26 protein-coding genes are annotated in these 24,737 nt (G+C 65.2%); 11 read left to right on the top strand and 15 right to left on the bottom strand.

Features of this window, described 5'->3' with window-relative positions:
- Positions 1 to 91 precede the first annotated feature (91 nt).
- Together L6D77_RS14030 and L6D77_RS14025 are read right to left on the bottom strand one after the other, a co-directional pair.
- Entirely contained in the window at positions 92 to 814 is a 723-nt protein-coding gene (locus L6D77_RS14030) for a UDP-2,3-diacylglucosamine diphosphatase (RefSeq protein WP_232884025.1), read from the bottom strand.
- On the bottom strand, positions 811 to 1,314 hold the full coding sequence (locus L6D77_RS14025; protein ID WP_110994407.1) for a peptidylprolyl isomerase: 504 nt from the start codon (positions 1,312 to 1,314) through the stop codon (positions 811 to 813). Before L6D77_RS14025 ends, L6D77_RS14030 begins: the two co-directional genes overlap by 4 nt.
- 261 nt (positions 1,315 to 1,575) lie before the next feature.
- Between L6D77_RS14025 and L6D77_RS14020 the strand changes: the two genes are divergently transcribed.
- Both L6D77_RS14020 and cysS read left to right on the top strand, forming a co-directional pair.
- Positions 1,576 to 3,279 carry a glutamine--tRNA ligase/YqeY domain fusion protein gene (locus L6D77_RS14020; RefSeq protein ID WP_232884024.1) on the top strand — a complete coding sequence of 568 codons (1,704 nt, stop codon included), beginning with the start codon at positions 1,576 to 1,578 and terminating at the stop codon, positions 3,277 to 3,279.
- 9 nt (positions 3,280 to 3,288) lie between these two features.
- Positions 3,289 to 4,671 carry a cysteine--tRNA ligase gene (gene cysS / locus L6D77_RS14015; RefSeq protein ID WP_232884023.1) on the top strand — a complete coding sequence of 461 codons (1,383 nt, stop codon included), beginning with the start codon at positions 3,289 to 3,291 and terminating at the stop codon, positions 4,669 to 4,671.
- Between the two features lie 31 nt (positions 4,672 to 4,702).
- Here the strand turns inward: cysS and L6D77_RS14010 are convergent, their stop codons facing one another.
- The 4 genes from L6D77_RS14010 to L6D77_RS13995 all read right to left on the bottom strand — a co-directional run bounded on the left by L6D77_RS14010 (position 4,703) and on the right by L6D77_RS13995 (position 8,733).
- Positions 4,703 to 5,314 (bottom strand): START domain-containing protein, encoded by a 612-nt coding sequence (locus L6D77_RS14010; protein WP_232884022.1) that lies wholly within the window; start codon positions 5,312 to 5,314, stop codon positions 4,703 to 4,705.
- A gap of 89 nt (positions 5,315 to 5,403) precedes the next feature.
- Positions 5,404 to 6,240: a bifunctional allantoicase/(S)-ureidoglycine aminohydrolase gene (locus L6D77_RS14005; RefSeq protein WP_125464268.1), complete on the bottom strand. Its 837-nt coding sequence runs from the start codon at positions 6,238 to 6,240 to the stop codon at positions 5,404 to 5,406.
- 105 nt (positions 6,241 to 6,345) lie between these two features.
- Entirely contained in the window at positions 6,346 to 7,737 is a 1,392-nt protein-coding gene (locus L6D77_RS14000; protein ID WP_232884021.1) for an LLM class flavin-dependent oxidoreductase, read from the bottom strand.
- Between the two features lie 15 nt (positions 7,738 to 7,752).
- On the bottom strand, positions 7,753 to 8,733 hold the full coding sequence (locus L6D77_RS13995) for an aliphatic sulfonate ABC transporter substrate-binding protein (RefSeq protein ID WP_232884020.1): 981 nt from the start codon (positions 8,731 to 8,733) through the stop codon (positions 7,753 to 7,755).
- A 204-nt stretch (positions 8,734 to 8,937) separates the two neighbouring features.
- Here L6D77_RS13995 and L6D77_RS13990 point away from each other — a divergent pair, with 204 nt between their 5' ends.
- Entirely contained in the window at positions 8,938 to 9,801 is an 864-nt protein-coding gene (locus L6D77_RS13990; RefSeq protein WP_232884019.1) for an NHL repeat-containing protein, read from the top strand.
- A 29-nt stretch (positions 9,802 to 9,830) separates the two neighbouring features.
- On the opposite strand, the gene L6D77_RS13985 is transcribed toward L6D77_RS13990, so the two are convergent.
- Positions 9,831 to 10,505 carry a class I SAM-dependent methyltransferase gene (locus L6D77_RS13985; protein WP_232884018.1) on the bottom strand — a complete coding sequence of 225 codons (675 nt, stop codon included), beginning with the start codon at positions 10,503 to 10,505 and terminating at the stop codon, positions 9,831 to 9,833.
- A gap of 105 nt (positions 10,506 to 10,610) precedes the next feature.
- Here L6D77_RS13985 and L6D77_RS13980 point away from each other — a divergent pair, with 105 nt between their 5' ends.
- The 3 genes from L6D77_RS13980 to L6D77_RS13970 all read left to right on the top strand — a co-directional run bounded on the left by L6D77_RS13980 (position 10,611) and on the right by L6D77_RS13970 (position 13,588).
- Positions 10,611 to 11,363 carry a class I SAM-dependent methyltransferase gene (locus L6D77_RS13980; protein ID WP_232884017.1) on the top strand — a complete coding sequence of 251 codons (753 nt, stop codon included), beginning with the start codon at positions 10,611 to 10,613 and terminating at the stop codon, positions 11,361 to 11,363.
- 299 nt (positions 11,364 to 11,662) lie between these two features.
- The gene (locus tag L6D77_RS13975; RefSeq protein ID WP_232884016.1) at positions 11,663 to 12,637 is read left to right on the top strand and encodes a quinone oxidoreductase family protein; all 975 of its coding nucleotides are present in this window, start codon (positions 11,663 to 11,665) and stop codon (positions 12,635 to 12,637) included.
- A gap of 18 nt (positions 12,638 to 12,655) precedes the next feature.
- Positions 12,656 to 13,588 (top strand): LysR family transcriptional regulator, encoded by a 933-nt coding sequence (locus tag L6D77_RS13970; protein WP_232884015.1) that lies wholly within the window; start codon positions 12,656 to 12,658, stop codon positions 13,586 to 13,588.
- A 117-nt stretch (positions 13,589 to 13,705) separates the two neighbouring features.
- Here the strand turns inward: L6D77_RS13970 and L6D77_RS13965 are convergent, their stop codons facing one another.
- Together L6D77_RS13965 and L6D77_RS13960 are read right to left on the bottom strand one after the other, a co-directional pair.
- Positions 13,706 to 14,035, bottom strand: coding sequence for a hypothetical protein (locus L6D77_RS13965; protein WP_232884014.1), 330 nt, complete (start codon positions 14,033 to 14,035; stop codon positions 13,706 to 13,708).
- A 74-nt stretch (positions 14,036 to 14,109) separates the two neighbouring features.
- Complete coding sequence (locus L6D77_RS13960) at positions 14,110 to 14,760, bottom strand: DUF998 domain-containing protein (protein ID WP_232884013.1); 651 nt, start codon at positions 14,758 to 14,760, stop codon at positions 14,110 to 14,112.
- Between the two features lie 178 nt (positions 14,761 to 14,938).
- Here L6D77_RS13960 and L6D77_RS13955 point away from each other — a divergent pair, with 178 nt between their 5' ends.
- A complete protein-coding gene (locus L6D77_RS13955) occupies positions 14,939 to 15,688 on the top strand; it encodes a FadR/GntR family transcriptional regulator (protein ID WP_232884012.1) in 750 nt (249 codons plus the stop codon).
- 98 nt (positions 15,689 to 15,786) lie between these two features.
- Positions 15,787 to 16,674: a pirin family protein gene (locus L6D77_RS13950; RefSeq protein ID WP_232884011.1), complete on the top strand. Its 888-nt coding sequence runs from the start codon at positions 15,787 to 15,789 to the stop codon at positions 16,672 to 16,674.
- Between the two features lie 60 nt (positions 16,675 to 16,734).
- Here the strand turns inward: L6D77_RS13950 and L6D77_RS13945 are convergent, their stop codons facing one another.
- Together L6D77_RS13945 and L6D77_RS13940 are read right to left on the bottom strand one after the other, a co-directional pair.
- On the bottom strand, positions 16,735 to 17,223 hold the full coding sequence (locus L6D77_RS13945) for an HvfX family Cu-binding RiPP maturation protein (protein ID WP_232884010.1): 489 nt from the start codon (positions 17,221 to 17,223) through the stop codon (positions 16,735 to 16,737).
- Positions 17,224 to 17,240: 17 nt separating this feature from the next.
- Complete coding sequence (locus L6D77_RS13940; protein ID WP_232884009.1) at positions 17,241 to 17,852, bottom strand: ferric reductase-like transmembrane domain-containing protein; 612 nt, start codon at positions 17,850 to 17,852, stop codon at positions 17,241 to 17,243.
- 231 nt (positions 17,853 to 18,083) lie between these two features.
- On the opposite strand from L6D77_RS13940, the gene L6D77_RS13935 reads away from it, so the two are divergent.
- The 3 genes from L6D77_RS13935 to L6D77_RS13925 all read left to right on the top strand — a co-directional run bounded on the left by L6D77_RS13935 (position 18,084) and on the right by L6D77_RS13925 (position 20,025).
- Positions 18,084 to 18,527 (top strand): carboxypeptidase regulatory-like domain-containing protein, encoded by a 444-nt coding sequence (locus tag L6D77_RS13935; protein WP_232884008.1) that lies wholly within the window; start codon positions 18,084 to 18,086, stop codon positions 18,525 to 18,527.
- Positions 18,528 to 18,571: 44 nt separating this feature from the next.
- A complete protein-coding gene (locus tag L6D77_RS13930; RefSeq protein ID WP_232884007.1) occupies positions 18,572 to 19,303 on the top strand; it encodes a phytanoyl-CoA dioxygenase family protein in 732 nt (243 codons plus the stop codon).
- 200 nt (positions 19,304 to 19,503) lie between these two features.
- Complete coding sequence (locus L6D77_RS13925) at positions 19,504 to 20,025, top strand: acyloxyacyl hydrolase (RefSeq protein WP_232884006.1); 522 nt, start codon at positions 19,504 to 19,506, stop codon at positions 20,023 to 20,025.
- Between the two features lie 22 nt (positions 20,026 to 20,047).
- Here L6D77_RS13925 and L6D77_RS13920 read toward each other — a convergent pair whose 3' ends face one another.
- The 4 genes from L6D77_RS13920 to L6D77_RS13905 all read right to left on the bottom strand — a co-directional run bounded on the left by L6D77_RS13920 (position 20,048) and on the right by L6D77_RS13905 (position 24,401).
- On the bottom strand, positions 20,048 to 20,938 hold the full coding sequence (locus tag L6D77_RS13920; protein WP_232884005.1) for a universal stress protein: 891 nt from the start codon (positions 20,936 to 20,938) through the stop codon (positions 20,048 to 20,050).
- Positions 20,939 to 21,191: 253 nt separating this feature from the next.
- Positions 21,192 to 22,343 (bottom strand): acyl-CoA dehydrogenase family protein, encoded by a 1,152-nt coding sequence (locus tag L6D77_RS13915; RefSeq protein WP_232884004.1) that lies wholly within the window; start codon positions 22,341 to 22,343, stop codon positions 21,192 to 21,194.
- Between the two features lie 16 nt (positions 22,344 to 22,359).
- The gene (locus L6D77_RS13910) at positions 22,360 to 23,430 is read right to left on the bottom strand and encodes an enoyl-CoA hydratase/isomerase family protein (RefSeq protein ID WP_232884003.1); all 1,071 of its coding nucleotides are present in this window, start codon (positions 23,428 to 23,430) and stop codon (positions 22,360 to 22,362) included.
- A gap of 179 nt (positions 23,431 to 23,609) precedes the next feature.
- Entirely contained in the window at positions 23,610 to 24,401 is a 792-nt protein-coding gene (locus tag L6D77_RS13905; RefSeq protein ID WP_232884002.1) for a helix-turn-helix transcriptional regulator, read from the bottom strand.
- Positions 24,402 to 24,737 lie beyond the last annotated feature (336 nt).

The raw sequence follows: 24,737 nt of genomic DNA, 5'->3' as shown, positions 1-24,737 counted from the left end.
CCGGCGATTTCTGCGGCGACGCTGAAATCTGGGGCCGCTTTGCGGCCCTTTCGCGGCACAAGGTCGCTCCTACAGGGGGCGCCACATAGCGTCAGGCGAAATCGAACGGGGCCAGCTGGAAGCCCTGGTCATCCACTTGCAGCGTCCAGCCACGCCGATCCCAATCGCCCAGCACGATGCGCCGCGCCGGTTGCCCATCGACCACCAGCTTGTGGATCGCCGGGCGATGCGTGTGGCCGTGCACCAGGGTGCGCACGCCGTGGGCGGCCATCACCTTGGGCACTTCATCCGGGGTCACGTCGACAATCTCGGTGGCCTTCATGCGCGTCTGCGAGCGGCTTTCACTGCGCAGCTTGCGCGCCAGTTTGTGCCGCGTGGACAGCGGCAGGTGCCGCAGGATCCACAGCGTCAGCGGATTACGCAGGTAGCGGCGCAGCTTCATGTAGGCCACGTCGCGGGTGCACAGGGTGTCGCCATGCATCAGCAGCACCTGCTCGCCACCGAGCTCGACCACGCTGGGGTCGGCCAGCAGGGTGCAGCCGGCGGCTTCGCAGAACGCCTGGCCGATAAGGAAGTCGCGGTTGCCGTGCATCAGGTACACCGCCGTGCCGCTGTCGCTCAGCTGGCGCAGGGCCCGGCAGATCGACTGCTGGAACGGGGTCATGGCATCGTCGCCGATCCACGCCTCGAAGAAATCGCCAAGGATGTACAGCGCCTTGGCGTGACGGGCGCGGCCGTCGAGCAGATCAAGAAACGCCCGGACAATGTCCGGGCGTTCTTCTTGCAGGTGCAGATCGGAGATCAGCAGAATCACTCAATGATCTCGGCTTTCTCGATGATCACGTCTTCTTTCGGCACGTCCTGGTGGCCAGCCTTCGAACCGGTGGCGACCTTTTCGATGGCGTCGACAACCTCGGTGCCTTCGGTCACTTTACCGAACACGGCGTAGCCCCAGCCCTGGACGTTCTTGCCGCTGTGGTTGAGGAAGTCGTTGTTGGAGGCGTTGATGAAGAACTGCGCGGAGGCCGAGTGCGGCTCCATGGTACGGGCCATGGCGATGGTGTACTTGTCGTTCTTCAGGCCGTTGTCGGCTTCGTTCTGGATGCTGGCACGCTTGTCGCGCTTTTCGTTCATGCCTGGCTCGAAGCCGCCGCCCTGGATCATGAAGCCCTTGATCACGCGGTGGAACACGGTGTTGCTGTAGTGGCCGGCCTTAACGTACTCGATGAAGTTGGCCACGGTGATCGGGGCTTTTTCGGCGTTCAGCTCGATGACGATGTCGCCGTGGTTGGTGCTCAGTTTGACTTTGGACATGCTTAAGTTCGCTCTCAAGGCATCGGGAATAGGGGGCGCAGGGCGCTCGGGTTAGCTGACGCAGGATCAGCAGGCCGCGGCACATGCCACAGGGTGCGCGGCGGCCATTCTGCCGGTTTAGACCGGCGGCTGCGACAAATAGCTGCGCAAATCGCGTCAGTTTGTCTGCGCCCGGCTGTCAGCAGCTTGACTGCTTCGGCTATGATAGGCCCTTTGTTTCAATCGGCCTACCCAGGCCAGCTACCTGCATTCAAGGACACTATGAGCAAGCCCACTGCCGACAACGCGCCCAACGCCGCTGCCAAAGGCGCCCCCGCCGTCCCTGTGAACTTCCTGCGGCCGATCATCCAGGCCGACCTGGACGCGGGCAAGCACAGCAGCATCGTCACCCGTTTTCCGCCAGAGCCTAACGGCTACCTGCACATTGGTCATGCCAAGTCGATCTGTGTCAACTTCGGCCTGGCCAAGGAATTCGGCGGTGTCTGCCACCTGCGCTTCGACGACACCAACCCGGCCAAGGAAGACCAGGAATACATCGACGCCATCCAGAGCGACGTGAAATGGCTGGGCTTCGACTGGGCCGGCGAGGTGCGCTATGCCTCCAACTACTTCGACCAGCTGCACGACTGGGCCGTTGAACTGATCAAGCGTGGCAAGGCCTATGTCTGCGACCTGACCCCTGATCAGGCCAAGGAATACCGTGGCAGCCTGACCGAGCCTGGCAAGAACAGCCCGTTCCGCGAGCGTAGCGTCGAAGACAACCTCGACCTGTTCGCCCGTATGAAGGCCGGCGAGTTCAAGGACGGCGAGCGCGTGCTGCGCGCCAAGATCGACATGGCTTCGCCGAACATGAACCTGCGCGACCCGATCCTGTACCGCATTCGCCATGCCCACCATCACCAGACCGGTGACAAGTGGTGCATCTACCCGAACTATGACTTCACCCACGGTCAGTCCGATGCCATCGAAGGCATCACCCACTCGATCTGCACCCTGGAGTTCGAAGGCCACCGCCCGCTGTACGACTGGTTCCTCGACAACCTGCCGGTACCGGCGCACCCGCGTCAGTACGAGTTCAGCCGCCTGAACCTGAACTACACCATCACCTCCAAGCGCAAGCTCAAGCAGTTGGTCGACGAGCAGCACGTCAGCGCCTGGGATGACCCGCGCATGTCGACCCTGTCGGGCTTCCGCCGCCGTGGCTACACCCCGGCATCGATCCGCAACTTCTGCGAAATGATCGGCACCAACCGTTCCGACGGCGTGGTCGACATGGCGATGCTCGAGTTCAGCATCCGTGACGACCTCGACCGTACCGCGCCACGCGCCATGTGCGTGCTGCGCCCGCTGAAAGTGGTCATCACCAACTATCCAGAGGGCCAGGTCGAGCAGCTCGAGCTGCCGCGCCACCCGAAAGAAGACATGGGCGTACGCGTCCTGCCGTTCGCCCGCGAACTGTACATCGACCGTGACGACTTCATGGAAGAGCCGCCCAAGGGCTACAAGCGCCTGGAACCGGCCGGTGAAGTGCGCCTGCGCGGCAGCTACGTGATCCGCGCCGACGAGGCGATCAAGGACGCCGATGGCAACATCGTCGAGCTGCGCTGCTCGTACGATCCGGACACCCTGGGCAAGAACCCCGAAGGCCGCAAGGTCAAGGGCGTGATCCACTGGGTGCCGGCCGCAGGCAGCGTCGAGTGCGAAGTACGCCTGTACGACCGCCTGTTCCGCTCCGCCAACCCGGAAAAGACCGAAGACGGCGGCAGCTTCCTCGACAACATCAACCCCGATTCACTGCAGGTGCTGACCGGTTGCCGCGCCGAGCCATCGCTGGGCCAGGCTCAACCCGAAGACCGCTTCCAGTTCGAGCGCGAAGGCTACTTCTGCGCCGACCTGAAAGACAGCCAGCCGGGCCGCCCGGTGTTCAACCGCACCGTCACCCTGCGTGACTCCTGGGGCAGCTGAGGAACCGTTGTGCTTAACATCTACAACACGCTGAGCAAGACCAAGGAAGCCTTCAAGCCGCTCGATGGCAACAAGGTGCGCATGTACGTCTGCGGCATGACCGTGTACGACTACTGCCACCTGGGCCACGGCCGCAGCATGGTGGCCTTCGACCTGGTCACCCGTTGGCTGCGCAAGAGCGGCTACGACCTGACCTATGTGCGCAACATCACCGACATCGACGACAAGATCATCAACCGCGCCAACGAGAACGGTGAGTCGTTCGATGCCCTGACCGCGCGCATGATCGACGCGATGCACGAGGACGAGCGCCGCCTGAGCATCCTCAAGCCCGACCTGGAACCCCGTGCCACCGACCATATCCCCGGCATGCACGCGATGATCCAGACCCTGATCGACAAGGGTTATGCCTACGCCCCGGGCAATGGCGACGTGTACTACCGCGTCGGCAAGTTCGTCGGCTACGGCAAGCTGTCGCGCAAGAAGATCGAAGACCTGCGTATCGGCGCACGCATCGAAGTCGACGAGGCCAAGCAAGACCCACTCGACTTCGTGCTGTGGAAGGGCGTCAAGCCGGGCGAGCCGTACTGGGATTCGCCCTGGGGCCCTGGCCGCCCGGGCTGGCACATCGAGTGCTCGGTAATGTCTACCTGCTGCCTGGGCGAGAGCTTCGACATCCACGGCGGCGGCAGCGACCTTGAGTTCCCGCACCACGAGAACGAGATCGCCCAGAGCGAGGCGGCCACCGGCAAGCAGTACGCCAACGCCTGGATGCACTGCGGCATGATCCGTATCAATGGCGAGAAGATGTCCAAGTCGTTGAACAACTTCTTCACCATCCGCGACGTGCTCGACAAGTACCACCCGGAGGTGGTGCGCTACCTGCTGGTGGCCAGCCACTACCGCAGCGCGATCAACTACTCCGAAGACAGCCTGCGTGACTCCAAAGGCGCACTGGAGCGCTTCTACCACGCCCTGCGCGGCCTGCCGCGCGTGGCGGCCAAAGGCGGTGATGAGTTCGTCGAGCGCTTCAGCGCCGCGATGAACGACGACTTCGGCACCCCCGAAGCCTGCGCCGTGCTGTTCGACCTGGTGCGCGAGATCAACCGCCTGCGTGACAGCGACCCTGAGGCTGCCGCTGGCCTGGCCGGTCGTCTGCGTGAGCTGGGCGATGTGCTGGGTGTGCTGCAACTGGAGGCCGACGACTTCCTGCGCGCAGGGGCCGAAGGCAAGGTCGATGCCGCCGAAGTGGAAGCCTTGATCCAGGCGCGCCTGCAGGCGCGGGCCGACAAGAACTGGGCCGAGTCCGATCGGATTCGCGACCAGATCGCCGCCATGGGTGTGGTGCTGGAAGACAGCAAGGGTACGACCACCTGGCGTTTGGCTGACTGATCGGTGTACTTGGGGCCGCACAGCGGCCCCATTATCTTTTTGGCTGCCGCTCCGCCACCGCACGCAACGTGCGCAGTGTCACCACCGGCGCATCCACCACGAACCGGTTCGCCAGCCAGCCCGGTACATCCCCGGCCGGATCAGCCTGCAACTGATAGGTCACCTCGGTCCGCTTTGCGCCCACCGGCTTCATGATCCATTCCCCGTTGATATGCCTTACGCGGATCAGCCCTGGCTCTTCGGGCACCCTGCCAGGGTCGGCGCTGAGGTGACGCACCAGCGTGCCGTCGTCCAACCGCTCGGTGCTGACCTTGAGCACCATGTCCCGCGGCAGGGTGGGCCAGGGCAGGTTGGTGGTGAGGTAGACCCAGGTGCTGTCGCCTTCCACGTCCAGCAGGCGCATCTGCTCGCAGGCATACAGCCATTTGCACGCCACCCGCAGGTTTTCCTGCAGGTCGGTGAGCGTGCGCACGCTGGCATTCATGGTGCTGACGCCACGGAACTGCTGGTAGGGGGAGCCGGCAACGCTGCTCAGGTAGACGCGAATGCCTTCGCGGTCATAGGCCAGCTGCCAGTCGTCGGCGGCCAGCAAGGGGGCTGGTAGCGACAGCAGCAGGGCAAGCAGCAGGCGGGAGAGGGGCATGGTCGGTGGTCGCAGCGAAGGCAAGCTGCAAGTATGGCCACAAAAACGAAGCCCGCCATCAAGGCGGGCTAGTGGCCATCAACCTGAACTCAACGCTGCGGGTTGAGGGTCAGGTGCACGTGGCGGTTGACGTCTTTGTACAGCAGGTAGCTGAACGGGCCAGGGCCGCCGGAGTAGCAGGCCTGTGGGCAGAAGGCGCGCAGCCACATGAAGTCGCCGGCCTCGACCTCGACCCAGTCCTGGTTCAGGCGGTACACCGCTTTACCTTCCAGGACATACAGGCCGTGTTCCATGACGTGGGTTTCGGCGAACGGGATCACGCCGCCCGGCTGGAAGGTCACGATGTTGACGTGCATGTCGTGGCGCATGTCGGCCATGTCGACGAAGCGGGTGGTCTTCCACGCGCCTTCGGTGCCCGGCATCTCGATGACGGTGGCGTTGTCGCGGTGGGTGACGAACGACTCCGGTACCGGCAGGCCTTCGACTTTCTGGTAGTGCTTGCGCAGCCAGTGGAAGGTGACATTGGCCTGGCTGTTGTTGCGCAGGCTCCACTCGGCGCCCGGGGCCAGGAAGGCGTAGCCGCCTGGCACCAGGGTGTGGTGCTTGCCTTCGACGGTGATGTCGATCTGGCCTTCGACCACGAACAGTACCGCTTCGGCGTTCGGGTCCAGCTCAGGGCGCTCGCTGCCGCCTTCCGGGGCAACTTCGACGATGTACTGCGAGAAGGTTTCGGCAAAACCGGTCAGCGGGCGGGCGATGACCCACATGCGCATCTTGTCCCAGAACGGCAGGTGGCTGGTGACGATGTCACGCATCACGCCCTTGGGGATGACGGCATAGGCTTCGGTGAACATGGCACGGTCAGTCAGCAGCTCGGTCTGAGCCGGGTGCCCACCGTGGGGGGCGAAGTAGGATGGTTTCGACATGAACGGTCTCGACTTGTTGTTCTCTCCCCATGCCTTTGACCACACCGGCCGGTGCGTGCAGGGGATGCCGGGACAGCATAAGAGCCTGCCCGTGGCATCCACAAATTAAATGTTGAAATACCCGGTATTTGCTTGCTGAATGCGTACCTGTCGCCCGGCATGGGCCTCAGGCAGGCGGTCGCCGTGGCCGAACAGCTTGTGGCGCAAGGTGCCATCGCTGTAAGCGGTGGGGTAGCGGCCACGGCGCTGCAGTTCGGGTATCAGCTGTTCGACCACATGGGCCAGGTCGTCCGGTTGCACGGCGTAGGTGAGGTTGAAGCCATCGATGCCGGTCTGCTCCAGCCACTGCTCCAGCTGGTCGGCCACTTCGCTGGCGCTGCCCACCAGTACCGGCCCGCGCCCACCCAGGCCGACGAACTCGGCCGCCTCGCGCACGGTCCAGCGGCGGTTCGGGTCGGCGGCGGTGAACGCCGCCAGGGCGGCGCGGCCGGCATCATTCTCTACATATTCAATGGGTGAGTCGGGGTCCAGGCCGGCGAAGTCGATGCCGGTCCAGCCCGAGAGCAGGGCCAGGGCGGCGTCGAGGTCGACGTAGCGGCGGTATTCGGCGAAGCGTGTTTCGGCCTGCTCGCGGGTATCACCGACGATCAGCAGTGCCTGGGCATAGATCAGTACCTCGTCACGCCCGCGCCCGGCCACCTCGCTGGCCTGGCGGATGCCGTCGGTGTAGCGGCGCAGCACCGTGGGCGTCGGCCCACTGATGAACACGCACTCGGCGTGTCGCGCGGCGAACTGCTGGCCGCGTGCCGAGGCGCCGGCCTGGAACAGCACCGGGGTGCGCTGCGGCGAGGGTTGGCACAGGTGCATGCCGGGTACCTGGAAGTGCTCGCCGTGGTGGTTGATCGGGTGTACCCGGCTCGGCTCGATATAGCGCCCGGTTTCGCGCTCCAGTACCACCGCGTTGTCCTCCCAGCTCTGTTCCCAGAGTTTGTACAGCACCTGCAGGTATTCCTCGGCCAGGTCATAGCGCTGGTCGTGGCCGAGCTGGCGGGGCAGGCCCAGGTTGCGCGCGGCGCTGTCGAGGTAGCCGGTAACGATGTTCCAGCCAACCCGGCCATTGCTCAGGTGATCGAGGGTGGACATGCGCCGGGCGAAGGGGTACGGGTGCTCGTAGGTCAGCGAAAAGGTCACGCCGAAGCCCAGGTGCTTGGTCACGCCAGCCATGGCCGGCACCAGCAGCAGTGGGTCGTTCACCGGCACCTGCACGCCGCCGCGCAGGGCCGCCTCGGGGCCGCCCTGGTAGACGTCGTAGATGCCCAGCACGTCGGCGATGAACAGTGCATCGAACAGGCCGCGCTCCAGCAGCCGGGCCAGGTCGGTCCAGTAGTCCAGCCGGTTGAATGCCACGCTGGTGTTGCGCGGATGGCGCCACAGGCCGGGCGACTGGTGGCTGGCGGCGTTCATGCTGAAGGCGTTGAAGCGGATCGGGCGGGGCATCGTCGAGTCCTTTGCTCAGGGCAGCACGGAGGCCGGGTAGACCGCGTCGGCAACGTTCAGCTTGCGTGGGATCAGGCCCAGGCCCTGGAAGGTGTCGGCCAGCTTCTGCTGTTCGGCGACGATCTGCGGGGTGATGGCCACCGCGTTGTAGTTGCGCCGCTCGCTGGCGGTCTTGAGCACGTCGGCACCGATCCCCAGTTGCGGCGACAGCAGGCTGGCGACCTCACCGGGCTGGGCGTTGGCCCATTGGCTGACCTTGGCCAGTTCAGCGAAGAAGGTCTTGAGCAGCGCGCGGTGCTGGTCGGCGAAGTCGGCGGTGGACAGGTAGAAGGTGCGGTTGTTCGACAACCCACTACCGTCGCGCAGGTTTTTCAGGCCCGGCTGCTTTTCGGCGGCGGCGAGGAAGGGGTCCCACAGGGTGACGGCCTGCACGCTGCCCGACTGCAGCGCGGCGACGGCATCGGCGGCGTTGTTGACGTAGGCCGGCGTGATGTCCTGGTAGTTCAGGCCGGCCTGTTCCAGGGCCACGGCCAGCAGGTACTGGGCGTTCCAGCCGCGGCCGGTGGCCACGCGCTGGCCCTTGAGCTGGGCGACCGAGGTGATCTTGTCCTGTTCGCGTACCACCAGGCCGATGCCGCGTGGGTAGGGCTGCTCGGCGGCAAGGTATACCACCGGCTTGCCGGCGGCCTGGGCGAACACCGAAGGCGCGTCGGCGGCGTGGCCCAGGTCGATGGCACCGGTGCTCAGCGCTTCGAGCAGTTGCGGGCCGGCGGCGAACTCATGCCAGCTGACCTTCACGCCCTGCGGCGCCAGGGCCTTCTCCAGGGCGCCGCTGCCCTTGAGAATGTTGATGCTGTTGAACTTCTGGTAACCGATACGCAGGGTCTTGCCATCGTCGGCAATCGCATTGGACCAAGGCAGAAGGGCGCTGGCGACGCTGGCCAGCAGGCCGCCGATCAGCAGACGGCGCAGAGGGGAGAAGACACGGGAAGGCACGGTGAAGGCTCCTTGGGCAGACGGGAATGCGTGGTTTCAGCCTACGGAGCCGGCAGGGGGTATTTCAATTTTTTTATGTCGTTTAGTTAGACTGATTTGTTATTTTTATATCCATAAATTATTACCGCGTAGCTAAACGTTGACCTTTGACATTTTTTTCACACGCCCTTGCTACGATCGCGCCACTTTCCTGGAGCTGAATCGATGATGCATGTGTTGCGCAAGCGCACTGTCCGCCTGGCCCTGGCGGCCAGCGCAGGGCTCGTGGGCTGCACCCTGGGCTTCTTTGCCTGGCAGAGTTTCTACCCGGTGCAGGCCGCCGATGGCTGGCGCGTGCAGGTGTTGCACGGTGCGCTGGACAAGGCCGCTTCGTTGTTGCCACAGGCCGACGGCAGCCTGCTGGTGAGCCGCGAACTCAACGGCGGCAAAGGCAGCATCGTCAAGATCGGCGCCGACGGTAGCCGCGCGGTGCTGATCGAAGGCTTGTCCAAGCCCGATGGCATGGTCGCCGTTGAAGGCGGCTGGGCGTTCAGCCAGGAGGTGGGCGAGGCGCCAGTCAGCCTGTCGCGCAATGGCCAGGTCATGCCGTTGTTCCAAGGCAACAATGTGCAGGGCCTGTACAACGATGGCGAGCACTTGTACGCCATCGAAGACCGCAAGGGTGACGGCCGGCTGATGCGCTACGACTGGCGCAGTGGTCAGCTGGACGTGTTGCGCTCGGGGCTGACCGAAACCGAGGGGCTGACTCGCTGCAATGACGGGCGCCTGCTGTACACCGAGAAGGCCAACGGCAAAATTCGGGCACTCAGCGAGGATGGCCAGGACCCGGTGGTGGTCGACGGCCTGCGCAACCCGACGTTCCTGCTCTGCGATGCCCGCGGGCTGTGGATCAGCGAAGACTCCACCCACCGTGCCCGGCTGTTGCGTATCGATGGCGATGGCTCGCGGCACACCGTGCTCAGCTTCCTCAAGGCGCCGCAAGCGATCGTGCCGGACGGCAAGGGTGGCTACCTGCTCGCCGAAGGCGGTCGCGACCGCGTGCTGCAGCTGACCCCGCCTGCGCTGTAGGAATCTACGATCCAGGGTTTGCACGCCCCCTATACAGGGCTGCGTTGCGCCACCAGCAACAACGATTGCGGCAGCGCGCTCTGTGGATGCTGCGGCTCGTGCAGTTCCAGCAGCCTGTACCCAGCCATTTCCAGTGCCTTCAACCAGCTGGCCAAGGTGCGGAAATACCACGGCATCGGCTGCCAATCACCGCTGAACCCGGCGAACGATTCTTCGCGCCAGCCATCCTGGTAGTCCCCGGCGGCCGCTGTCCATGGGTGCAGGGTTTGGATCACCAGCGTTCCCTGGGCCTCCAACAGCCCGCCCAGTGCGCACAGCAAAGGAATGATGTCCTGGTGCAGCAACGCGAAGTTGGCGCAGATCAGCGAGTACTCGCGGCCAATATCCACCGTTCCAGCGGCCAACTGCTCATAACTGGCCAGGTGCACCTTGGCCGCTCCCGCCGCCTGTGCGGCAGCCACCAGCGTGGCATCGCCATCTACTCCGACCGCCTCGACACCCCGCGCGGCCAATGCCCGCAACAGCCAGCCCTCACCACAGCCCAGATCGAGCACGCGCTGCGGCTGGCGGCTGAGCACGGCAAGCAGGATGGCCTGGTCGGTGACCTGGCGGCGGGACTCGATGGCGCCGCTGCGCACGGCGTCGATCCAGGCCTGGGCGTTTAGTTGCCAGCTGTGCAGCAGCGGGTCTTGTGGGGCTGGCATTGAAGGGCTCCGGTGGGCGCGGGTGGCACAAGGATAGGCCAGATCCGCCTTGTGCCAGGGGGCCGTTGCTCGGCACACTGGCACGTCCTCGCTAAGGAGCACGGCATGGCACTTGCGAAAGCGGATTTCACCACGCGGTTGTTGCTCGACGCCGAGATCGGCCCGGGCATGCGTGTGCTGGATGTCGGATGCGGCACCGGCGATGTCAGTGTGTTGCTGGCGAAGCTGGTGGACGGCGAAGGCGCCGTGGTAGGTATCGACCAGGCCGCCGCGGCACTGGACATCGCCCGGCAGCGCGACCTGCCTGCCGGCGCCGCGCAACCTGAGTTCATCGAGGCCGACCTGCACGCGCTACCCGCTTCGCTGGGGCTGTTCGATGCCATCGTCGGGCGCCGGGTGCTGATGTATCAGCCGGACGCGCTCAAGGCCGTGCGGGGGCTGGCCCGGCACCTGCTGCCGGGTGGCGTGATGGTGTTCCAGGAGCACGACGCCAGCCTGACGCCGGCCAGCCTCGAACCTTTCCCGTTGCACCGCAAGGCCCAGCAGTGGCTGCAGCGCATGCTGGTGCAAGAGGGCGCCGACCTGCACATCGGCTTCAACCTGCACCGCATCTTCAGCCAGGCCGGGCTTGCGGTGGAGGACCTGCGCGCCGAATGCCTGGTGCAGACGCCCGACAGCCGTTACGCCTTGGCTGATATCGTTCGCGCCTGTCTGCCGCGCATTGTCGAACAGGGCGTGGCCAGTGCCAGGCAGGTAGGCATCGACACCTTGCAGGCGCGGTTGGATGCGGAGCGCGAGGGCAGTGCGGGGATCTATATCGGCGACATGCTGTACGGCGTGGTGGCGCGCAAGCGCTGAATGCCCATGGGCGCCAAGCGTCTGTCTTGGGATCGCATGTGGGCCACCAGGTGCATGGCTATGGGGATGCAGCGCCTGTGAGATCGAGCGCCGCCCGCGCGGCGCTCGATCTCACAGGCGCTGCAAAAACACCGGCAAGCACCTGGAGGCCCCCATGCGATCCCAAGTCAGGCGCTTGGCCACCATCAGATCTAAATTGCTGCACCCAGTGCAGTAATGATCTTCAGCAGCTCCAATTGTTCGATTCCCTGCAGCACTCTAGCCTTGGCCTGACTTTGCAATCACCCAAGGAAACGATCATGGCCAAGCGAATCGTCCTGCAGCAGGCTGGCGGCACCGAGGTCCTGCACCTGCAGAATCTGGCAGTGCAACAACCCGGCCCCGGCGAGGTATGGCTGGAGCAGTCCGCCATCGGGGTCAACCCGCTGGACGTGCTGCAACGCAAGGGCGGTGCACCGTTGCCGCTGCCCTGTGGCTTGGGCCTGGAGGGCGCCGGGCGGGTAGCCGCGGTGGGCCCGGGGGTCACCAACGTGCAGGTGGGCGACCGCGTGGGCTATGCCACCGGCCCGCTTGGCGGTTATGCCAGCGCACGCCTGTACCCGGCCGAGCGCCTGGTGAAATTGCCGGCGGGCCTGAGCGAGGAAGAAGCCGCCGCCAGCCTGTTCAAGGGCATCACCGCCCAGTACCTGCTGACCAGCACCTACCCGGTCGGGCCTGGCACGCGGGTATTGATCTACGGCGCCGCCGGGGCGCTCGGCCAGTTGATGGTGCCTTGGGCCAAGCACCTGGGTGCGGCCGTCATCGGTGTGGTCTCGCGGCCACAGAGCGTGGCCCGGGCCAAGGCAGCAGGCTGTGACCACGTGCTGCAGTTCAACGCCGCCACCCTGGCCGCCGAGGTGTGCGAGCTGACCGCCGGAGAGGGCGTGGACGTGGTCTACGACAGCGTTGGGCGCCTCTCGCTCGAGGCTTCGCTGGACAGCCTGCGCCCGCGTGGCCTGCTGGTGTCGTTCGGCGGCAGCTCCGGCGCGCCGGCAGCCATCGAGGTCGCCACGCTCAATGCCAAGGGCTCGCTGTTCGTCACCCGGCCGTCGCTGGCCGCCCACACCCGTACCGTCGAGGAATACCAGGGGCGTGCGGCAGCTGTGCTGGCGGCGCTCGCCGGGGGTATCATCCAGCCGCGGATCTGGCGCCGCTACCCGTTGACCGAAGTGGCCAGGGCCCATGAAGACTTGGAGCTTGGCCGGTCGGAGGGGGCGCTGATCCTTACCCCCTGATTCCACAAGAGCCTTGCCATGGACCCCTTCGACAGCCGTCGCGCCGACGAGCTCGCCACCTTGCTGGCCCTGCACGAGCAGGGTTCGTTTGCCGCCGCCGGGCGCCAGTTGGAGCGCCACCCCTCGGTGCTGTCCCGGCGCCTGGGTGCGCTGGAGCAGCGCCTGGGCATCCGCCTGGTGGAGCGCACCACTCGCCAGCTGCGCTTCACCGACGAAGGCGAGCGTCTGGCGGAGCGCCTGCGCCATGCCAGCCGGTTGATCGACGAGGCCGAGCAGGAGGCTGCACTGGGCGCGGCACAGGTGCGCGGCCGCTTGCGCCTGGCGCTGCCGGCGGCCATGGGCCGGCGCTGGTTGAGCGGTCTGTTGGCCGACTTCGTGCTGGCCCACCCGCAGGTCACGATTGACGCCGAGTACGCCGACCGTTTCGTCGATCTGGTGGGCGAAGGTTTCGATGCGGCCATCCGCATTGGCGAGCTGGCCGACAACCGCCTGGTGGCCAGCAAGCTGTGCGAACACCTGCGCATCCTCTGTGCCGCGCCTGGCTACCTGGCGCGCCATGGTACGCCGCAGTTGCCGGCGGACCTGGCCAGCCATAACTGCCTGGGCTTCAGCGGGCTGCGCTCGTTCCCCGAGTGGCACCTCACCGCCCAGGGCCGCCAGGCAAGTGTAAAGGTCACTGGCAGCCTGCGCGGCAATGACAACGAGGCACTGTTGGAGGCGGCGCGGCGGGGCGTAGGGATTCTTGCTGGCGGCGACTGGTTGATGGTCGAGGACCTGCAGGCCGGTCGGCTGGTGCGGGTACTGCCGGAATGGCAATTGGATGTGGCAGCGGGGATCTACCTGGTGCGGCCTTCGTCGCGGCTGAACACGGCGGTGATGCAAGCGTTCAAGGCGTGGCTCGAGGCCTGTTTCAAGGGTGGTGCGCCATGGCGACAGGATTCTCGGTACTAAATTAGATATGTTCTATAAGTCATTGAATTTAAATGATTTATCCAGATAGACGTTGAGCGCGACAGATCTGGATAAATCGCTTTCGTGTTTCTTTTTAAATTATTGATTTATAAGCATTTATCGCTTTGCAATCGCATGCTGGGCGCACTGCTCATAGTAGGTCTGCTTGATCGCCGCCGGTTTGAGTTGCGAGCGGCTGTTGTAGGTCTGCTCGGTTATGCCGAAGGCGGTCATGCGCATCCAGGGTTTGGCGAACTTGCGGGCCTGCAGCTTCTTGCGCGTGGCGTACAGGGTGACCCCGGAAAGCTTGGCCTGCTGGGCCTCAGCGGCAATCTGCGCGCCCCAGCCACAGACTTGGCGTTCGTTCTGGCTCAGTGCCCGGGCCTGGGCGCCGAAGGTGGCGACGGCCAGCAGGCAGCCGGCTACGCTTGCTAGAAATACCCGCATGTTGCTGTCCTAAGCGTCTGAAGGAAAACGGAGTTTGCCCGCACTTCAAACGCCTGGGGGCCAGCAATTTGCCGTCAGGCGATGGCCATGCGTAGCGGGTTGTGGCGGCTGGCGCGCAGCGACACCAGGGCCAGGGCCGCCAGCCACAGCAACGAAACCCCGTAGTTCAGGCGCTGATACAGGCCGAACAGTTGCCCGCTCTCGGCCGCCCGCGCCATCAGCAGCACCGTGACCACTGCCAGTACGGCGCACAGCAACGACCACCAGGCCAGGCCGCGCGATCGAGCCAGGCGTTGGCCGAGTCCGATCCACAGCACGCAGGCCACGGTCAGGGAGAGGAACATCAGCAACCCGCTGAGGTTGTGCAGTTGCTGCGACAGCGAAGGTGTCACCGGCGCACAGCCTGCATCACAGGCAAACCAACCGGTACCCAGGCTGCCCACGCCGTGCAGCAGGATCAGCAGCGCGCTTAGCTGCGCCAGCCTGGATTGCCGCCAACGTCGCGCCAGGCCCCAGGCGAACAAGGCGAACAGCAATGCTAGGGGGAAGTTGTTGATCCAGGGCGAGAGCGTGTGGGTGGGGGCGTCAACCGCGCCGAGCTGGCTCATGGCCTGTTGCAGATGGCTGTAGCCGGGGTAGGCCTGGGCGGTCAGCGTGACGCCGATCAGCAGCCAGAACGGGATCAGCAGGCCGCTGGCGAGTAACAGGCGATCGAATGTCTTCATGCGGGCTCCTTCCTTGGTGGACATGGGGGAACGCGCAGCCTAGCGCCATGGCAGGGCAGTTCGCCAGCATTCGATACCTGCCGGGGCGATGAGGGGTGAAATCCCCAGCAGACGTATGTGATCGTACAACCGCTTGCGCTATCATCACGCCTGTCTTTCACAACATGATGTACAGGGCATGACAGAGCAGCAGGTACAGCCGCGCACCCGGCGCAAGCCGCGTAGTCTGGCGCAGGAACTGGTCACGGTGCTGACCGAGCGCATTCGCACTGGCCAGCTCAAGCCCGGCGACAAGCTTCCCACCGAATCGCAGATCATGGTCGAGGAGGGCGTCAGCCGCACCGTGGTGCGGGAAGCCATTTCGCGGTTGCAGGCCGCAGGCCAGGTCGAGACCCGCCACGGCATCGGAACCTTCGTGCTGGACGCGCCGACTGCTGGAGGTTTTCGTATCGACCCGGCCACCGTTGTCACCCTGCGTGAAGTGCTGGCGGTGCTGGAGCTGCGTATCGCCCTGGAGATCGAGTCGGCCGGGCTTGCCGCGCAGCGGCGCAGCGACGAACAGCTGGCTGGCATGCGCGCGGCACTCGATGAACTGAACGAAGGGGCGGCCCACGCCTCGGACGCGGTGTCGGCGGACTTCCAGTTCCACCTGCGCATCGCCCAGGCCAGTGGCAATCACTACTTCGCCGACATCATCAACCACCTGGGCACCAGCATCATCCCGCGCACCCGCCTCAACTCCGCGCGCCTGGCCCATGACGACCAAGCCCATTACATGGGCCGGCTGATGCATGAGCACGAGGCCATCTACGAGGCCATTGCCCGGCACGATAGCGAAGGCGCGAAAATGGCCATGCGCCTGCACCTGAGCAACAGCCGAGAGCGCCTGCGTCAGGCCCATGAACAGGCCGAAGCACAAGGGGCTTGAATTGTTCTATCTGTAGAACGATCCATGCTGTTTCGGCCATCTAGCGCACGATTAACCTCATCTGTAAGGTGGTGCTCATCCACGAGAGGAGGTTTCTCATGAAAATGATTCAGGGTATCCATCGCAGCCCCCATGCCCACTGGGTCGGTGACGGTTTCCCGGTGCGCAGCCTGTTCACCTACGACCATCTGGCCCGGCATATCAGCCCGTTCCTGCTGCTGGACTACGCCGGCCCCCACGACTTCGCCCCCACCAGTGCCCGCCGTGGGGTCGGCCAGCACCCGCACCGCGGGTTCGAAACGGTGACCATCGTCTACCAGGGCGAGCTTGAGCACCGCGACTCCACCGGTGCCGGTGGCCTGATCGGTCCGGGTGACGTGCAGTGGATGACCGCTGCGGGCGGCATCATTCACGAAGAGTTCCACTCGCCGGCCTTCGCCCAGCGCGGCGGCACCCTGGAGATGGTGCAGTTGTGGGTCAACCTGCCGGCCAAGGACAAGCGCGCCGCCGCGGGCTACCAGACCCTCCTGGCCAGCGATATTCCAGTGGTGGCGCTGGAAGGCGAGGCGGGCAGCCTGCGGGTGATCGCCGGCCGCTACCTCGAGCACCAGGGCCCGGCCCGCACCTTCACCGACATGGATGTGTGGGACCTGCGCCTGAAGGCCGGTGCCAGCCTGCAATTGCCGGTTGCCAGCGGGCGCAACGCGGCGCTGGTGGTGTTGCGCGGCACGCTACGGGTCAACGACGAGCGCGAGGCCGGCCCGGCCAGCCTGGTGCTGTTCGAGCGTGACGGCGAGGGGCTGCGAATCGACGCGCTGGAGGACGTCAGCGTGCTGCTGCTCAGCGGCGAGCCAATCGACGAGCCGATCGTAGGTTACGGCCCGTTCGTGATGAACAGCCAGGCGGAAATCGCCGAGTCGTTCGACGACTTCCAGGCCGGGCGCTTCGGCCAGATGGGCGGGGTCGAGGCCGGCCCTGCACACTAACCGAATACCAGGTAAAGAACAGGGCCCACGCTCACCGAGCGTGGGCCCCTTTTTATTGACTCAGGCCCGACGCCACAGCCAGTGGTCCAGGCTCAGGCGCCCCGCGCCTTTGAGCAGCAACGGTAGCAGCGCCACCAGGTAGATCAGCGGCAGCTTGAAGTTGCCATGCCCCTGATCGCTGATCGCATAGCCCTGGGCCAGTTCCGCAAGGCTTGACCACTCGGCCGGCCAATGCACGGCGGCAATCGCCACCAGCGTCACCACCGCCAGCACCGCGCTGGCCAGCCGCGTGCCCAGGCCCAACAGCAACAGTAGTGGGCAGAGCAGCTCGGCCCACATCGACAACTGCCAGTTCAGGCCCGCCGGCAGCAGGTCGAAGGGGAACGGGAAGTTCCCTTGCAGGTCGGCGAACCAATTGGCCCCGTTGAATTTCTCCAAGCCCGATTCGAAGAACTCCCAGGCCAGGAATAGCCGTAGTGGCAGGTCGGCGCCCCAGCTGCCGATGCGGTCGAGGGCGGTAAACGGGCGGGTCAGGGTGTGGGTCAACATGGCAGTGCTCCTTGGGTTCAGTGGGACGTGGCCGGGCGGCGCAGTTGCAGGGCGGCCTTGGCGATGAGCTTGAGGGCGATGGCGGCGAACATCAGGGCGAATGCCAGCGGGTACCCTCCACCGAGCGGGATGCGCTTGTAGAATGACAGGCAGAACACCGCTGCCAGCACCCAGGCCCCGGTGCTGTGCAGGCCCTTCCACAGGCGTGGGCCGAGCCAGTGGGCGGGGGCTTTGAACGAGGTAAGGGCGAGCAACAGGATGAACAGGTAACCCAGTGAGCCGGGCAGGTTGGCCAGCGCCGTGCGCCCCGCCCAGAACAGTTCGGGGAAGTGCTGGGCGTAGCGGTAGATCAGCACCCCGTGCACCGTGTGTGAAAACGCGAAGGCCAGGCCCAGGTAGCGCCGTTCACGCAACAGCTGGCGGCTGGCCGCGCCGGGCAGCAAGGTGACCATTGACGAGGCGAGGAAGGTCAGCAGGAACAGCACGAATGAACTGCGCGCGGTGGCGCGGATGGCGCTGCGCAGGCCCTCAGCGCCCGGTGGATAGGCAGCGAGCACGGCGGCGGTCATCAGCAGGATCATGGCGGCGAGGATGGCAAACAGCTTCCAGCCGCAGGGCAGGGCCTTCATCGAGGGTATTCCCGGAGTGTGCGACGACGGCGGGGTGCCGTCGCTCTGTCGTGGGCAGGAGTGTGTGGGGGCCGGGTATCTGCAGTGTGTCGACGGTTTGGTGGTTGTGTATCGGTTTGTAGATGGCGTTCGCCTGTGCGGCCCCTGACTAACGGTCTCAAATCACGCGAACGTGCCCTGTAGGCAGGTATCAAATCTGTGTAGACCATCCCTACAAGGGAGCAATGCACCATGCGTACTCATCACTACGGGCTTTGCGCGGCGCTGCTGATCACCCTGGCCATGCCCTGGACCTTGGCGGCCGCCGCCGACCTCAACGCCCCCATCGACCCGCAAGCCGTGCAACTGCAGCCGCAGGAGCAGAACGGCATCCGCTACCTGCAGGGCGGCATTGGCCAGGACGAGGCCAACGCCTTGCGCCGGACCCCCGGCTACGATTTGCACATCACCTTGTCCACCGGTACCGAAGGCAAGTTCCAGAGCGGCGCCGCGCTGGACATCCAGTCTGCCCAGGGCAAGTCGGTACTGGCCTTGCAGGACGTCGGCCCGCTGATCTTCGTGCAACTGCCGCCGGGGCACTACCGGGTGACCGGCAATGCCGACGGCCAGAGCGTGCAACAGCAGGTGAACGTTGACGGCAAGACGCCGGCACGGGTGGACTTGAACTGGCGCTGATCCATAAAGAGTACAAATGTACTGCTGCCCGTGGAGGGACACCGATGACCCCCCTTCAATCCCTCCACGAGCAGGGCTTCGCCCTGATGACCGGCGTGCTTGATGCTCAGCGTATCGCCTTGTTGCGCGAAGCCATCGACACCCTGCAACCCCTGCACTGGGACTATCAGGGCCTGCTCGAACACTACAAGTGCGTATTCAACCGTGACCCGCTGTGGTTGCCGTTTCTCGACTTGCCGCCCCTGATCGAGCTGGCCGAAGCTGCGCTGGGCAGCGACTGCCACGTCATCGGCCAGACCGCCTGGCGCAGCCATCCGGGCTACCCGGGCATGGGCCTGCACCTGGACCATCTGTTCATGGCGCTGCCGCCCGAGCTGTGCGGTCGTTTGAGCCTGCCCGCTCAGATTCTCACCGCCCAGCTGTACCTGAACGACATCGACCTGGACGTGGGGCCGACCCTGATTATCCCTGGCAGCCACCGCGCTGGCCGCGCGCCCCATGCGCTAGAGGACAGCTGGCAAGGGCAGGGCCTGCGCCCGGTGCTGTGCCAGGCCGGCGACGCGCTGGTGATGCGCAGCGATGTCTGGCACAGCGGCGGTGCCAACCGCAGTGCCGGGCGGGTGCGGGACATGCTGCAGGTGCATTACGGTCGGCGCATGGTGGCGCAGAAGTTCTCGCCCTATCTCACCTGGCGTTTCAACCCCGAGGTGCTCGCCGCGGCCACGCCCCGCCAGCGGCGCTTGCTGGGCGAGCACGAAGAGTCGGTTTACGACTGAACAAGCCGTTGGCCAGTAGTGGCAAAGTACTTTCAACTTGTAGCGTGATCAGACAATAATCGAGAAAACTATTACCGCTTGTGACCTGGCTGGATGCATCAGGCCACAGGTGCATAACGAGGGGCCCCAGCCCCCATTCGCCGCAGGCCTGCGCACGTCAGGCCGGGCCTGTTCGTGAAGACCCTCAGGAGTAGTCATTGATGAACACCCGTCTAGCCAGTTCCCTGGCCGCTGTCGTGCTGGCGCTCGCCGGCGCCAACCTGGCCCAGGCCGCACAGCTGTCCGGCGCAGTCGGCGCCACCAGCCAGGGCGACATGACCTACCGGCTTGGGGCGTCGTTCGACTGGGACAAGCGCTGGCTGGAAAGCAGTGCGGGTCACCTGACCGGCTACTGGGATGCGGCCTACACCTACTGGGAAGGTGGCGACTACAGCGGCGCCCACTCGCTGTCGTTCAGCCCGGTGTTTGTCTATGAGTTCAAAGGCTTCACCTACACCCCATTCATCGAGGCCGGCATCGGCCTGGCGGCGTTCTCCAAGACCGAAGTCGGCGACCAGCGTCTGGGCTCGGCGGTCAACTTCGAAGATCGCATCGGCTTTGGCCTCAAACTGCCGGCCGATCAGAAGATCGGCATCCGCGCCATGCACTACTCCAACGCGGGCATCAAACAGCCCAACGACGGCATCGAGTCGTACTCGCTGTTCTACAGCAAGGGCTTCTAAGCCCCCAAGAAGGCGGGCGCTGTCAGCGCACCGCCTTGATCGCCAGCACGTTGCACAGCGGGTGCTCCAGCACATGCGACGTGGTCCCGCCGAGGAAGGTGTGCAGCGCATCGTGCCGGTGAGTGCCCATGACGATCACGTCGATGCGGCTGTGGCTGACGTATTGGGCGATCGCCTTGGTCGCCGGCCCTTCGAGGAAATGCCTGCGCTCCAGGGGGATCTCGTAGTGATCGCCCAGGCGGTTGAAGGCCGCACGCTGGCCGGCGCGCACGCTGCCATCGAAGCCAGGCATGGTCACGGTGCCAGCGCCGAAGTCGGCGATATGGGTTTTGGCCGCGTCGCATACGTGCAGCAGGTGCAGTTCGGCGTTGCACTGCAGGGCCAGGGCATGGGCGCTGCGGAACACCTGGTCGTCCAGGTGCTCGCCGGCACCGTGCAGGTTCAGGTCGACCGCCGCGGCGATCTGCCGCGGCAGGGGCAGGCGGATATCGCTGACCAGGTGCACGGCCACCGGGCTGTCCTTGAGCAGTTGCCAGTCCAGCGGTGTGACCAGCAGGCGCTTGAGCACCGGTTCGTGCTGAACGTCCTTGACCAGCAGGTCGCAGCCCAGGCGTTCGATCTGTTCGACGGCACTGCCCAGCGGGTCACGGGTCAACAGCAGCTCGGTCGACACATCCAGCCCGCTGTCGCGCAATTGCTCCGCAGCATCGGCCAGCCACTGCCGGTTATCGGCGAGCAGCCGTTCGCGCTCGCGGCCATCGCTCATCAGCCCGAAGGTATCGACGTCGTCGACGAATACATTGATGTCCAGCAGGGCCCCGCTGGATTCGGCCAGGGCTGCAGCCCGTTGCAGGGCAGGGCTGTAGCGCATCTGCGGGCCGAGCATGACGAACAAACGCTTGAACTGGCTCATCGCACACCTCCACGTGTGGTAGCCCCCCGTTCAGGTATCGCCCCGGCCGTGCGCTGCGGTGCGGGTGTGGTGCATTGAGTCTAGCTGCTGGTGTGCAAGATCCAAGACCTCGCGCGCCCTCTGTAGGAGCGGCCTTGTGCCGCGAAAGGGCCGCAAAGCGGCCCCAGCGATCTCGGAGAAACACCTGGAATGGGGCCGCTGCGCGCCCCTTTCGCGGCACAAGGCCGCTCCTACAGGGATCGCGCAAGCGCAGTCAAAGGGCGTAGTGCTTCAACTCCCGCGCAATCAGCATGCGCTGGATCTCGCTCGAGCCTTCGTAGATCTGGGTAATCCGCGCATCGCGGTAGTACTTCTCCACCGGGTAGTCCTCCAGGTACCCATACCCACCATGCACCTGGATCGCCATCGAGCACACCCGCTCAGCCATTTCCGAGGCGAACAGCTTGGCCTGGGAGGCCTCCGACAAACACGGCTTGCCCGCTGTACGCAACCGCGCGGCATGCAGGATCAGCAGGCGCGCAGCGTTGATCTGCACCTGCATGTCGGCCAGCAGGTTGGCGATGCTCTGGTGCTCGTTGATCGGCTTGCCGAACTGGATGCGCTCACGCGAGTACAGCAGCGCCGCTTCGAACGCCGCCCGGGCGATGCCCAGGGCCTGGGCCGCAATACCGATACGCCCGCCTTCGAGGTTGGACAGGGCAATGGCCAGCCCCTTGCCGCGCTCACCCAGCAGGTTGGCGGCCGGGATGCGGCAGTTGTCCAGGGTCACGGCGCAGGTATCGGAGGCGCGGATACCCATCTTGTGCTCGCTGCGGTCGACTTTGAAGCCTGGGTTGTCGGTGGGCACCAGGAACGCCGACAGGCCTTTCTTGCCCAGCTCGGGGTCGGTTACCGCGAACACGATGGCCAGCTTGGCGCGGCGGGCGTTGCTGACGAACTGCTTGGCACCGTTGATCACCCACTGGCCGTCGACCAGCTCGGCGCGGGTGCGCAGGTTGTGGGCTTCGGAGCCGGCCTGCGGTTCAGTCAGGCAGAAGCAGCCGATCACTTCACCGCTGGCCAGCTTCGGCAGCCACGCCTGTTGTTGCTCAGGGTTGCCGTAGGCCAGTAGCGGGCCGCAGCCCACCGAGTTGTGAATGCTCATCAGCGCGCCGATGGCGCCGTCACCGGCGGAGATTTCCTCCACCGCCAGGGCGTAGGCCACATAGTCGGTGTAGCTGCCGCCGAACTGCTCCGGCGCGACCATGCCAAGCAGGCCCAGCTCGCCCATCTTGCGCACCACCTCGTCATCGATCCAGCCGGCCTTTTCCCAGGCCTGGGCGTGGGGCGCGATCTCACCGCGGGCGAAATCCCGGGCCATGTCGCGGATCATGATCTGTTCTTCGCTCAGTTCCAGGTCTTGCATCTGCGTACTCCCGGCCTTACAGGCCTTCGAAGAATTGGTCGACCCGCTGGGCATTGAGCGCCGCCAGGGTGGGCGGGTTCCAGCGCGGTTGCTTGTCCTTGTCGATGATCAGGGCGCGCACGCCCTCGATGATGTCGCCGTGGTCGAACCACTGGCGGTCGATGTGCAGCTCCATGGCGAAGCAGTCTTCCAGTGACAGGTGACGGCCCCGGCGCAGCAGCTCCAGGGTGACGGCCATGGCCAGCGGCGAGCGGGTCTGCAGCAGGTCGGCGGTGTCCAGCGCCCATGGGTGGCTGTCGCCGATGCTCACCGCGCGCAACTGCTCGATGATGCTGGGCAGGTCGGGCAGGGCGAAGAAGTGGTCGATCACCGGGCGCAGCTTGGCCAGCGGCGCATCGCCCAAGGTTTGGGTGCCAAGGCGCGCCAGCAGGCCTTGCAGGTCCTTGAGCGGATGGTCGCCGAAGGTCAGGCGGTCGAGCCCTTCATTCAGCGCGGCCAGCTTGTCGCTGTCCAGGTACCAGTCGGCGAGGCCGCAGTACAGGGCGTCGGCGGCCTTGATCTGGGTGCCGCTGACGCCCAGGTAGATACCCAGCTCGCCGGGCACCCGGGGCAGGAAATAACTGCCGCCGACATCAGGGAAGTAGCCGATGCCCACCTCGGGCATCCCCAGGCGGCTGCGCTCGGTGACGATACGCAGGTCGCAGCCCTGGGCCAGGCCCATGCCACCGCCCAGGGTGAAGCCGTCCATCAGCACCATGACCGGCTTGCGGTAGCGGTGGATGCACAGGTCGAGGGCGTATTCCTCTTCGAAGAAGTCCAGGTGCAGGCGCTGGCCGGCCTTGTGGCTGTCATGCAGCGAGCGGATATCGCCACCGGCGCAGAAGCCCTTAGGCCCTTCGCCGCGCAGCACCACGGCATGCACTTCGGTGTCCTGGGCCCAGCGGTGCAGGTGTTTTTGCAGGCTGCGGACCATGTCCAGGGTGAGGGCGTTGAGGCCGGCGGGGCGGTTGAGGGTGAGGTGGCCGATATGGTTACGGACCTCGGCCAGTACATGATCCGTTGCCGAGGTGTGAGCGTGCGCGGTCATCGCGTTCTCCCTGCTTTGTTATTGATTTTCCAAGTGAAGCCTGGAATGCGCGGGCGGGTCGCAGGATCCTGTCATGGGAATTTTCCCTGCACAATTGGCAAATCTGCAGGGTGAGGCTGCATTTTTGCCTTGGGCGCGCGCCTTCTGGCCGAGGTGGTTCAACTTTAGCCGGTCGGGCCTCACGGGTCCTGCGGATCATGCCCCAACGACTGCAGGAACAATGAAAACAGCTCGGGTTGCGACGAGATATCCAGCTTGGCGTAGAGGTGCCGGCGATGCACCTTGACCGTCTCCGGCGAGATCGCCAGGCGCTCGGCCATGGCCTTTGACGAATACCCCCGCAACACCAGCCGGGCAATCTCCAGCTCGCGCTCCGACAGCACCTTGGCGCCGAACAGGCTCATGGCATCGCGCACCTGGCTGGCCATCGCAGGGGCCGGGCGCTCGCCCTGGCGTTGCCAGTGCTGGCCGAGCAGCGCCAGCACCCAGGGGCAAACCATCACCAGCAGGCCATGCTGCGCCGCCTCGAAGCGCTGGCGGCTGCCCAGCGACAGCGACAGGGCGCCACTGTCGCCCAGTTGGACGATGAACTGCACCTCGTCTTCGAGCACATGGTCGTGGAAGTAGGTGAGGTAGTACTCGCTCTGGCGGAACTGGTCCGGCGCCACTTCTTCCAGGCGGTGCAGGCCATCGCCGATGCCTTCCTGGCAGGCCTGGTAGAACGGGTCGAGCTGGTACAGCCCGCTCAGGTAGAGGGCCATGGCCTCGGGGTTGCCCTCGCCACGGGCATCGAAGATCTCCAGCGCCCGCGGCAGGCCGGCGCGCGGGTAGAACATCGCCAGGGCATTGTCGAACGGCACCCAGTGCTGCAACAGCAGCATCAACTGGCGCCAGAAGCGCGGCTGGCCGAGCTGCTCTAAGGTGCGGGCCAGGCCGGTGTGGGTGCTGGCTTCGGTGAACAGGTTGTGCATGCGAGGGCTCTATCAGCTGGGTTTGCAACACGCGCGCCCTTTGTAGGAGCGGCCTCGTGCCGCGAAAGGACCGCAAAGCGGTCCCCGGATATCAGCGTCACCACATCTATCGCCGGGGCTGCTACGCAGCCCTTTCGCGGCACAAGGCCGCTCCTACAGGGGGCGGCGTTGCTGGATAAGGGCTACGCAGTCTTGGAATTTTTCCGGCCTTCCGTCAAGGGGCGTACCCCCATAGGGTAATTGGCGCCCACCGCCCGCCAGCCTACAGTCCAGCCAGGTCCAGCGGCCGCATGACCCCGGTTTTGCCCTCACAACCAATAACAATCAGAGGAAAAA

Source organism: Pseudomonas parasichuanensis (genome assembly GCF_021601385.1).
In the GTDB taxonomy this organism is placed as follows: domain Bacteria; phylum Pseudomonadota; class Gammaproteobacteria; order Pseudomonadales; family Pseudomonadaceae; genus Aquipseudomonas; species Aquipseudomonas parasichuanensis.
This window is presented reverse-complemented; position numbering and strand designations above follow the sequence as displayed.